Below are 10,511 nucleotides of genomic sequence, written 5' to 3'. Positions count from 1 at the left end.
AAAACCCAGCAGATCAAGGCTGCTTACGATCTGGTACGAAAATCCCGCAATCCATGAAAAAAGTGTACACGCACGAAAATCGCATGATCGTGTTCAACATGAAAAACGTGCTGCAGGGGGAAGGTTAATCATTGATTCTGAAATTAGTGATGATGTGATTTTGGCAGGAGGGGATGTAACGATCACTGAAGATGCTAAAATACATGGTGATCTGATCAATTTTGCCGGAAATATTGAAATGAACGGAGAAGTGAAGGGAATGTTTAAATCCTATTCCGGTGAACTTGTACTCAATGGTAAAGTGGGAGAAGATGCATACCTGAATGGAGGGAAAATTTTAATAAACGGTGAAATATCTGGTGCCTCTCGAATAGCAGCCGAGGATATTGAAATTGGCAGTAATGCCAGATTTCTAAGTGATGTGGAGTATTGGTCTGAAGACCAAGAACTTAATTTTAAAAATTCTCTAATAAACTCAAAAGCTACCTACAATGAGGGCCTTATACCCGAAATAGAACCTTTTCCCTGGGAGGGATTTGGAGTGGTCGCATTTGGGCTTTGGGTCTTTTATGTCATTTCAGCATTTTTAATTTTAGTCTTGCTGAACTGGGCTTTCAATGATTTTTTCGCAAATACAGTCGCCAATTTAGACAAAGAACTGTTGAATAGTTTTGTTTATGGATTGATCTATCTCTTAGGTATGCCCTTGCTCATTGTACTTACATTTATTCTAGTTGTTGGTATTCCTATTGGCCTGTTTCTGCTTGTATTATACATTTTCAGTATTTTATTTGGGCATTTAGTAGCAGCCTTATTGATGGCCCACTATTTAAATAAAGACAGGAATTGGAATTTCTGGACTATAGTATTCGTATCAATAGGAATAGCTATTGTACTCCGTTTACTAACCTTGATACCCTTCCTGGGTGGTTTAGTTTCTATAGTAGTAATTGCCATCGCTTACGGATTATTCTTCCTTCTTTACTTACAAAAGAGAAAAAACAAACTTAAAATAGCGCAATAATGTTGTTAAAAGAAGAACATATATCAATAGATATCCCTGTAAAAAAAGTCGTTTTAAAAGGAAATCTTTCAGTGCACGAGAATGCCAAAGCTTTGGTGCTTTTTTCCCATGGCAGCGGTAGTAGCCGCTTGAGTCCCAGAAATAACTATGTGGCAAGTGTATTGCAGCAAGAGGGGTTAGGCACCCTGTTGTTCGATCTTCTAACAGAGGAAGAAGATCGGCTTTACAAAACCCGCTTCAATATTAACCTGTTAACTCAAAGACTAATTGCCGTAACAGAATGGATAAAAATGCAGAAGGAAACCAAAGGACTTCAATTAGCTTATTTTGGAGCAAGTACAGGAGCTGCATCTGCATTAAGTGCTGCCGCATACTTTGGCGATGACATTGGTGCTGTGGTCTCCAGGGGAGGTAGACCAGATCTTGCCATGTCCGAGTTGCATGAGGTAACTGCACCCACACTATTTATTGTTGGTGGATGGGATAAAGTGGTAATTGGACTAAATCAAAAAGCCTATGACAAATTGAGATGTGAACGGAAACTGGAAATTATCCCGGAAGCTACACATCTTTTTGAAGAAGAAGGCAAATTAGAGGAAGTAGCGGCTTTATCTGCAAAATGGTTTACAAATCATCTACAAATAAAATAGACGAAAAATGTTCAAAGATAGAATTGATGCAGGGTTACAGTTGGCAGATGAGTTACTACCTTATAAGGATCAAAACGCAGTGGTTTTAGCTATACCCAGAGGTGGCTTACCTTTGGGCGCGCTAGTCGCAAAAACCCTGAACGCCCCTTTAGATGTTGCACTGTCTAAAAAAATAGGACATCCCTACAACAGGGAATATGCCATTGGCGCTGTAAGCATGGATCAAATTGTTCTGAATGATGTTGCCGGAGTACATACGCGATATATTGAAGAAGAAACTACTCGCATTAGGGAAAAATTAAAGAAAAGACATCAGCAATACTATAAAAACCGGAAGCCGCAGGAATTAAAAGATAAGGTCGTAATAATTATTGACGATGGAATTGCTACAGGTAATACAATTCGCGTAACCGCAGAAATGGTCAAGGCTCATGAACCTAAAAAAGTGATCGTAGCTATTCCTGTGGCCCCTCCTTCGGCAATTAAAAGTATGGAAAGCTCATCCTTTATAGACGAGGTAGTTTGCTTGTATACCCCATACGATTTTATGGCGGTTGGTCAGTTTTATGAGTATTTTGATCAGGTCTCAGATGAAGAAGCCATAAATTTGTTACAGGAAAGCAACGAATACAAAGAGCATTAGCCTTTTATAACCCCTAGTGGTCTGAGTTTTGCAACTTTCTTTGCTATTCCTGAGGCACTAACGGTATCCACCACAAGTTCTATATCCTTATAAGCGATTGGTGCTTCTTCAGCAATTCCCCTGTAGGATCCCTCCACCAAAATTCCTATTTCTTGTAGTTGTTTTTTTAAGACCGGTGCATTCACTACTTTTTTGGCAGCAGTTCTGGATAAGTTTCTTCCTGCTCCATGGCAACAAGATCCGAAAGTAAGTTCATGACTTTTGGAGGTGCCTGCCAGTACATAAGAGAAAGTACCCATGCTGCCGGGTATTATTACGGGCTGTCCTGCATCAATATATTTTTTGGGCAGTTCATTAAAACCTGGTCCAAACGCACGGGTGGCTCCTTTTCTGTGTACAATAACTTTTTGTAGTTCATTGTTAATGCTATGAGTCTCAATTTTTGCAATGTTATGGGCCACATCATAGACTAGTTTTAAGGCACCGTTTTCTTTGCCAAAGATTCTTGCCCATGCATTCCTGGCTTCCCAGGTAATTAACTGTCTGTTACACCAGGCATAATTTGCCGCTGCGCACATCGCCTTAAAATAGTTTTGTCCCTCCGGAGAATCAAAAGGAACACAGGCCAGCTCACGATCGGGCATTTTCACATCATACTTGGCCATGGCAGTCATCATTAAACGAATATAATCCGTTGCAACCTGATGACCCAACCCCCGGGATCCTGTGTGAATCATTACAGTTACCTGACCTTTTCTTAAACCGTAGGTTTTGGCAATGCTATCATCAAAAATTTCAGTGATATAGCTTACTTCTACAAAATGATTTCCCGAACCAATGGTACCCAACTGATCGTGTCCCCGATTTTTGGCCATTGCAGAAACTGCCTTGGGTGAGGCATCCGCTAATTTCCCTTTACTTTCAATATATTCAAGGTCTTCTAGGGTTCCATAACCATGTTCCACGGCCCATTCAGCACCTATTGCCAGGACATTTTCCATTTCCTCCTGGGAAAGTCTAATTGTACCGCCTTTTCCAAGTCCTGTAGGGATTTCTTTATTTAATTCATGAACTAAATCTTCCAGTTGATCTTTTACATCCTCTATTTGCAGTTGGGAACTTAGCAGCCGAACTCCACAATTAATATCATAGCCTATTCCCCCGGGCGAAATTGCCCCTGTAGGATGAGACGTGGCAGCTACCCCGCCTATGGGGAAACCATATCCCTCATGAACATCGGGCATTACCAGGGATGCTTTTTTGATACCAGGAAGGCAGGCCACATTTACCAATTGGTTTAAAGATCTGTCTTCCATAATATCGTCCAACAGTATTTCACTGGCCAGAATCCAGGCCGGTACATGCATGTTATTTCGAAAAGATTTCGGAATTTCCCACAGGAAATCCTCAATTTTCAGAATATCTTTTTTTTCAACTTTCTTCATCTAAATATCAAAGATTATATGGGTTTCCCAATTATTTTGGTCATTCTTTTTAACGCGGGCTTCATGGTAAGTAACTCCTTTTATTTCCCTGTCGAATTGATCAAACCAAATACCATATAACTGAGCTTCTACCTTGTTTTCTGTTAGTTCTGAGAAATAAACACTACAAAAAAGAGATTTCTGAATATTGGAGAGCGACAATACTTCCGATAAAAAATCAATCAATAAACTGGTACAGTCATCAGCTGAAACAACAACCTGCATTGAACAGTCATAATGACTAATGGTCTTACAGCCACCTTCCTTCAGAATATCGCACATTGCATCCAGACTATTCGTAAAAAGTTCTCGTAGTGTACGACCACTCACTTCAATTTCAACATCGGCTGTATGTTTCAGTAAATGACTCATTTCTTGATTGCCTTGACTGTAACAAATGAACCTTCTCCGTGCCCTTTCTTTGGAACCTGAACTTCCTCAATATCTTCCATGTTTCCAAATAGGGTCTGATTAAATACCAAATCCTTGAATCCCGTACTCTTAAGAACCTTGGTTAATCGATCCACAGTATAAAACCTGGCATTTCCGTAGAAATTACTTTGGTTCTTTTTGTCTATATATTGTTTGGCCACACTACGTTCTTTATCCAAAAACCCGATGATAATAGCTCCATTGGGCTTAAGTACCCTATGTGCTTCTCGTAAGGCTCTTTTTATATCGGTTAGAAAACAGACTGTGACAAAAAGGACAAAATCGAATTGTAATGCGGCATAGGGCAGATGTTCCGCAGTTCCTTCCATAATTTCAATACCTCTTTTAATGGCTTTTGCAGCCATTTCCCTCGATGGTTCTATCCCTTCCTTAATTCCTAATGGTTTTGAAAATCTCCCGGTACCAAGTCCAACTTCTATACCGCTAATGTTTTGAGGCAGTTCCAAAAACTGTTCCTGAAGGGCCAAAACTTCTGATTGATAGACCTCCGGATGATCATCGTACCATTTTTCATACTGAGACACATGCGTGTCAAATGTTTCTATAATTGCCATATCTTTTGTTTTACCTCAATATGAAAAGAAAAAAGGGAATCCAAAATGACCTAAATCAGTCCAATGGATTTTAACATGCCATTAGATTATTTTTAACTTACCTTCATTAGCCAGAGGAATTAAAAAACCGTTCAAAGCTGAGATCTTACCTTGAACGGCATATTGTGTAAATTAAACAAAAGAACCTTTTAGTCCATAATACCAAAAGTTACTTTCGTATTTACTCGATATTCGGCGATACTGTTGTCTTTTACACTCACTTGCATATCCTGAACATAAACAGATTTAATGTTCTTTACCGTTTTTGATGCTTCATTAATAACATTCTGTACGGCATCCTCAAAACTCTCGGTAGAGTTTCCTAAAACTTCTATTACTTTTAATACTGACATAATTATTTATTTTAATTGTTTACAAATTGGGCAGGGCTCTTAACAGATATTGTTCTCTTAAACTGAATTACCATTTACTACGACGCTTAACCAAATCGTCCAGGCTCTTCTTTTAAGGAACATTTAGCCAAAAGTATTTCTTTGATAAGCACCTTACAATGATTTGGATCATTCCGTGGTTTGCTTCCAACAAGATTTATACATCATATCCTGGAGATAGGTCATGAATAACATAATTAGAATGCCGGTATATTCAACCAACTGATTTCCATCATTTCGTTAGTGTACCCTTCGGGTTAAATTTGTGTTTAAACCTATCACCATATGGAAAAGATGACTACCGTCAAAAATGATATCATGATTAAAAATTTGGAAACCACGGAATGTATAGAGTTATTGAACAATAACTATATTGGGCATTTGGCATTTATATCTCATAAGGAACCTTATATATTGCCTATTACCTATTCCTATAATCAGAAAAGCAATTCAATCATAGGGTATTCTGCGGAAGGCCATAAGATTGATGCGATGCGAAAAAATGATCTGGTCTCCCTCGAAGTAGAAGAAATTAAGTCTGTAAATAATTGGCGTTCTGTAAATGTACATGGTACGTTTGAAGAACTGCAGGGAATTGATGCAAAGTACTTATTGCATGAGTTTGCCCAAAAGGTAAAAAAATTAGTAGAACAAAAAGAAGGTGCACACCCGGAATTTATTAGTGAATTTTCGAGCAAACTCTATGGTCAAGGCATTCCAATAGTCTATAGGATAAATATACATGAGATTACAGGTAAATACAGAAATTCTTGAAATAGTTAGAACATGTCATTATTTTTTTATGATCTATGCTCTCTTTTTGATCCACGCACAATTATTTTGATAATTACGTAACTAACGTTTGTGATTTAACAAACTAAAATATAAGATCTACAATGTCAGCAAAAAGAAAACTAGCTGCAATTATGTTTACTGACATTGTCGGCTATACTGCTTTGATGGGATCAGATGAGGATATGGCGTTGGAAGTATTGCGAAAAAGCCGGGATATTCATATTAAAAATATTAAGCAATTCAAAGGCATACTTATTAAAGAAATGGGTGACGGTATGTTGGCCCAGTTTGATACTGCGATTGATTCGGTGTTGTGCGCTATAGAAATACAAAAACAATCGAGACACCAAATCAAAGAGAAAATTCGGATTGGAATACATCTTGGCGACATTACTTTTGATCATAAGGATATATTTGGCGATGGTGTAAATATAGCATCCCGATTACAATCGGTCGCAGATCCTGGGGGCGTTTATATATCTGAATCTATTCAAAAAGCTATTCGCGCTAAAAGTACTATCAGAACTAAATATTTAGGACAAGTCAAATTAAAAAATGTTGATTTTCCGGTAAACACGTATTGTATTCTTGAAGATGGATTGCCAGTTCCTTCTGCTACTAAAATAGAGCAGCTTAAAGGAAGATCCTTGTTTCATAAGCTTAGCAGGTCGGTTTATGTCTATATCATTTTGTTGTTTTTGATTATTGCAAATGTACTGTGGTTCCAAAGTTACTTCAAAAGTGAGGCTCCTGCGATATCTTCTTTACTTATTCTGCCCTTTGACAATTTCACAGGCGATACCTCATTGGAATATATTGTCGAAGGTATGCATGATGCATTAATTGGGGATGTAGGTAAAATAAGTGCCTTGAGAGTCCCTTCCAAGCGAACTGCCAATGCCTATCGCAATGTAGAGAAATCGATTCCTCAAATAGCCACAGAGCTTAAAATAGACGCAGCAATAGAAACTTCCCTGTCTTGCTACGGTGATAATATTTGTATTCAGGTAAAATTGGTGAGTGCATTTCCGGAAGAAAAGCAGTTGTGGGTGCACGAATTCAACATTGAGAAGGAGCAACTTTCGAATTTATCTAAGAAAATTGCCAAAGAGATCTCCCAGCAAATCAATTTAAATTTGACTCCTATGGAAGAAAAATTACTAGCTGAAGCCAAACCTATAGACCCTGAAGCTTACGAAGCTTATCTAAGGGGTATGGCTTATTGGGAGTTAGGTACAAAACCTGATCTGGACCGTGCCATGGGTTATTTTCAATTGTCTAGTGAAATTGATCCTAATTATGCCCTTGCTTATTTGGGTATTTCCAGAACCTGGGGAGGATATGTGCAACATGGATTTTTACCCTATCATGAAGTTTCCGAGAAAGTTAATGTTGCCCGAAAAAAGGCAATAATGCTGGACAGTTCCTTGGTAGAAATTCGTGCAGGAATGGCTACCAAATACACCTGGGGTGATTGGAATTGGCAGAAAGCTGAACAAGAATTTCTAAAAGCAATTGAAATAAATCCAAATTATGCTTTTTCACAGGCCTATTATTCCCATTTTCTGGCAATTATGGGTGATCCCGAAAAAGGGCTCCCGCATAGTAAACTTGCCATGGAACTAGATCCATTTAATACCTTATATATGTCTATCCATGGGCAAGCACTCAAAAATGCCGGTAAATTTCATGAAGCGCTGGAATTGTTGCAACAACTATATGAAATAGAACCGGATCAAGGCATTGCACTCCCTGCTTTATGGGCAGTCTATCAGGAATTGGGAGATACCGAAAAGGCACTTGATATTGCAAAAAAAATATACATATTAAAGGAAAATGAACTGGCCTTGAAATCTCTTGAACAAGGATTTAAAGAAGGTGGCTACCAATTGGCCATGCAGCGCACCGCCGAGATGATGATCTCACAAAGAGATTCGATCTATTTTCCTTCGTGGCAAATATTCACCCTGTTTTGCCGTGCAGAAATGAAAGAAGAGGCCTTGTATTGGCTTGAAAAAGCATATGAAGAACATGATAGTAATATGCCCTACATTAGTATAGATCCCCTTTTTGACTTTTTGCGTGAGGAGCCAGGATTCCGGGATCTTCTGAAAAAAATGGACTTGCCTATAAAAAAATAACATATCAATAGATTATAAAGATCATTATAAGAAACAGCTAATGAAAAAATATATCAAACATTTTAACGAAACAGGCATACAGGATGTTCCTTGGGTAGGGGGTAAAAACGCCTCTTTGGGAGAAATGTATAATGAACTTACTTCTCAGGGGGTAAATGTCCCAAATGGTTTTGCTATAACTTCCCATGCATTTTGGGATTTTTTGGATGACAATTCACTGAGGAATCCTTTGCAAACTATATTAACCCAATTAGATACCCAAACCTATGCTAATTTAAATCAAATAGGGGAGAAGGCCCGTAATCTGATATTGGGAGGAAAGTTATCCTCAGATCTTTCACAAAAAATTATTGAAGCCTATCAGGGGTTATCAGAGAATGAAAATTGTGCAGTTGCTGTACGAAGTAGTGCCACAGCTGAGGACCTGCCTGAAGCAAGTTTTGCTGGCCAGCACGATACATTTCTCAATATTGAAGGGGAAAGCGCATTGCTCGGGGCCGTTAAAAAATGCTTTGCCTCTCTATATACAAACAGGGCTATAAAGTATCGCGATGAAAAAGGCTTTAAACATGAAGAGGTTGCTCTTTCTGTAGGAGTTCAAAATATGGTACGAGCAGATAAAGGTTGTTCCGGGGTAGGTTTTACCATTGAACCTGAATCTGGTTTTGAGAATGTCATTTTGCTATCAGGTGTTTGGGGATTGGGTGAGAATATTGTTCAAGGAGCTGTCAATCCTGATGAATATTATATATTCAAACCAATTCTGGAACAGGGTAAATTTCCTATCATTCAAAAAAGGATGGGGGATAAGAAATTGACCATGATCTATTCAAAGTCCAAAGAAAATAATCCAACAATAAATATACATACACCGCTACCCAAACAGCGCCAATTTGTATTATCTGATGAAGAAATAATCACTTTGGCCAATTGGGCTTCAGTTATTGAAAAACACTACCGGAAACCTATGGACATCGAGTGGGCTAAGGATGGGCTCACCGATGAACTCTATATCATTCAGGCTCGTCCTGAAACGGTGCACCATAGTAAGAACAAGAATCTCCTTATACAATACAGACTGGAAGAAAAGGGCAAAGTATTGGCTACAGGAAATGCAGTGGGTTCGAAAATAAAAGTAGGGATGGCACGTCTGTTGAATTCTCCTCAGGATGCCAAAAACCTTTCTCAGGATCACATTATTATTACAGATACTATTACACCAGATTGGGACCCCTTATTAAAACAGGTTGGGGGCATAATTACCAATAAAGGAGGAAGAACCAGTCACGCCGCCATTGTAGCAAGGGAGCTGGGTGTTCCCGCAATTGTAGGATGTATAAAAGCTACAACTACTATTAAGGATTGCGAAACCATAACCTTGTCTTGTGCACAAGGTAAAACAGGTTACATATATGAAGGTAAACTTCATTTTAGTGAAGAGGAAATAGACTTTTCTAACATAAGGATGCCGCATACAGAAGCAAAAATGATCCTGGCTGATCCTGAAAATGCATTTCAATTATCATTTTATCCAAATGATGGGGTAGGCTTATTGAGAATGGAGTTTATAATAACACATTCCGTAAAAGTGCATCCAATGGCGCTGGTTAAGTTTGATGACTTAAAAAATACCACTGAAATAGAACTACAAAAACAAGCAGGACTATTTTATAGATCAACTCTCACAGGGTATAGCTACTATAGCTGCAGCCTTTTACCCTAAAGAGGTCATCGTTAGGTTGAGCGATTTTAAAACCAACGAATATGCCAACCTCATAGGTGGCAAGGCTTTTGAACCCAAAGAAGAAAATCCCATGTTGGGTTTTAGGGGGGCGTACAGATACTACAGCGAACTCTATAAAGAAGGGTTTGCCCTTGAATGTTCGGCTATTAAAAAAGTACGTGAGACTATGGGTCTTAGCAACCTTAAGGTAATGGTTCCTTTTTGCAGAACACTAGAGGAAGGTAAGAAGGTCGTGGCCATTATGGAGGAATACGGATTGAAAAAGGGAGAGAATGGTCTTGAAATTTATACCATGGTAGAAATTCCCAGTAATGTTATTTTAGCAAAAGAATTTGCCGGGATTTTTGACGGATTCTCCATAGGCTCTAATGATCTGACACAACTGACCTTGGGAATTGATCGCGATTCAGAATTAATGGGCAAATTGTTTGATGAAAACGATCCTGCTGCTAAAAAGATGATCTCTATGGCCATAGCTTCAGCACGAAAAACCAATACAAAGATTGGCTTGTGCGGTCAGGCACCAAGTGACTTTCCGGAATTCGCTGAATTTTTAGTCAAAGAAGGTATAAACAGTATATCCTTTAATCCG

General features: G+C 38.6%; 11 protein-coding genes. 7 read left to right on the top strand and 4 right to left on the bottom strand.

All coding sequences use genetic code 11. The features are described 5' to 3' along the window. The 3 genes from Q0X89_RS07625 to Q0X89_RS07615 form a co-directional block, all read left to right on the top strand. Nucleotides 1-1,024 (top strand): polymer-forming cytoskeletal protein (locus tag Q0X89_RS07625; RefSeq protein ID WP_297692774.1); only part of this gene is annotated, 1,024 nt, incomplete at its 5' end. Further along, nucleotides 1,024-1,674, top strand: a complete 651-nt coding sequence (locus Q0X89_RS07620) for an alpha/beta hydrolase (protein ID WP_297692772.1) — start codon at nucleotides 1,024-1,026, stop codon at nucleotides 1,672-1,674. The genes Q0X89_RS07625 and Q0X89_RS07620, both read left to right, overlap by 1 nt. Before the next feature lie 7 nt (nucleotides 1,675-1,681). Then, nucleotides 1,682-2,317: a phosphoribosyltransferase gene (locus Q0X89_RS07615; RefSeq protein WP_297692771.1), complete on the top strand. Its 636-nt coding sequence runs from the start codon at nucleotides 1,682-1,684 to the stop codon at nucleotides 2,315-2,317. Here the strand turns inward: Q0X89_RS07615 and Q0X89_RS07610 are convergent. From Q0X89_RS07610 to Q0X89_RS07595, 4 genes are all read right to left on the bottom strand, one after another. After that, nucleotides 2,314-3,762 carry an RtcB family protein gene (locus Q0X89_RS07610; protein WP_297692769.1) on the bottom strand — a complete coding sequence of 483 codons (1,449 nt, stop codon included), beginning with the start codon at nucleotides 3,760-3,762 and terminating at the stop codon, nucleotides 2,314-2,316. The two genes, Q0X89_RS07615 and Q0X89_RS07610, sit on opposite strands and share 4 nt — an antisense overlap. Next, the gene (locus Q0X89_RS07605; protein ID WP_297692767.1) at nucleotides 3,763-4,173 is read right to left on the bottom strand and encodes an archease; all 411 of its coding nucleotides are present in this window, start codon (nucleotides 4,171-4,173) and stop codon (nucleotides 3,763-3,765) included. Next, nucleotides 4,170-4,808, bottom strand: a complete 639-nt coding sequence (locus Q0X89_RS07600) for a class I SAM-dependent methyltransferase (RefSeq protein WP_297692765.1) — start codon at nucleotides 4,806-4,808, stop codon at nucleotides 4,170-4,172. Before Q0X89_RS07600 ends, Q0X89_RS07605 begins: the two co-directional genes overlap by 4 nt. Nucleotides 4,809-4,996: 188 nt before the next feature. Next, nucleotides 4,997-5,200 (bottom strand): dodecin family protein, encoded by a 204-nt coding sequence (locus Q0X89_RS07595; RefSeq protein ID WP_297692763.1) that lies wholly within the window; start codon nucleotides 5,198-5,200, stop codon nucleotides 4,997-4,999. A gap of 357 nt (nucleotides 5,201-5,557) precedes the next feature. On the opposite strand from Q0X89_RS07595, the gene Q0X89_RS07590 reads away from it, so the two are divergent. From Q0X89_RS07590 to Q0X89_RS07575, 4 genes are all read left to right on the top strand, one after another. Then, a complete protein-coding gene (locus Q0X89_RS07590; RefSeq protein WP_297692761.1) occupies nucleotides 5,558-6,013 on the top strand; it encodes a pyridoxamine 5'-phosphate oxidase family protein in 456 nt (151 codons plus the stop codon). 122 nt (nucleotides 6,014-6,135) lie between these two features. Continuing rightward, nucleotides 6,136-8,175 (top strand): adenylate/guanylate cyclase domain-containing protein, encoded by a 2,040-nt coding sequence (locus Q0X89_RS07585; RefSeq protein ID WP_297692759.1) that lies wholly within the window; start codon nucleotides 6,136-6,138, stop codon nucleotides 8,173-8,175. Between the two features lie 40 nt (nucleotides 8,176-8,215). Continuing rightward, entirely contained in the window at nucleotides 8,216-9,898 is a 1,683-nt protein-coding gene (gene ppsA, locus Q0X89_RS07580; protein ID WP_297692757.1) for a phosphoenolpyruvate synthase, read from the top strand. Continuing rightward, a partial coding sequence (locus Q0X89_RS07575; protein ID WP_367177027.1) for a putative PEP-binding protein occupies nucleotides 9,846-10,511 on the top strand: 666 nt, incomplete at its 3' end. The genes ppsA and Q0X89_RS07575, both read left to right, overlap by 53 nt.

The sequence above is a fragment of the uncultured Eudoraea sp. genome (assembly GCF_947258525.1).
GTDB lineage: Bacteria > Bacteroidota > Bacteroidia > Flavobacteriales > Flavobacteriaceae > Eudoraea.
This window is presented reverse-complemented; position numbering and strand designations above follow the sequence as displayed.

Excerpts from the sequence above, each read along its gene's own strand:
- Q0X89_RS07620 (WP_297692772.1), top strand. The coding sequence starts at position 1,024 with ATGTTGTTAAAAGAAGAACATATATCAATAGATATCCCTGTAAAAAAA.
- Q0X89_RS07615 (WP_297692771.1), top strand. The coding sequence starts at position 1,682 with ATGTTCAAAGATAGAATTGATGCAGGGTTACAGTTGGCAGATGAGTTA.
- Q0X89_RS07595 (WP_297692763.1), bottom strand. The coding sequence starts at position 5,200 with ATGTCAGTATTAAAAGTAATAGAAGTTTTAGGAAACTCTACCGAGAGT.
- Q0X89_RS07600 (WP_297692765.1), bottom strand. The coding sequence starts at position 4,808 with ATGGCAATTATAGAAACATTTGACACGCATGTGTCTCAGTATGAAAAA.
- Q0X89_RS07590 (WP_297692761.1), top strand. The coding sequence starts at position 5,558 with ATGATTAAAAATTTGGAAACCACGGAATGTATAGAGTTATTGAACAAT.
- ppsA (WP_297692757.1), top strand. The coding sequence starts at position 8,216 with ATGAAAAAATATATCAAACATTTTAACGAAACAGGCATACAGGATGTT.
- Q0X89_RS07585 (WP_297692759.1), top strand. The coding sequence starts at position 6,136 with ATGTCAGCAAAAAGAAAACTAGCTGCAATTATGTTTACTGACATTGTC.
- Q0X89_RS07605 (WP_297692767.1), bottom strand. The coding sequence starts at position 4,173 with ATGAGTCATTTACTGAAACATACAGCCGATGTTGAAATTGAAGTGAGT.
- Q0X89_RS07610 (WP_297692769.1), bottom strand. The coding sequence starts at position 3,762 with ATGAAGAAAGTTGAAAAAAAAGATATTCTGAAAATTGAGGATTTCCTG.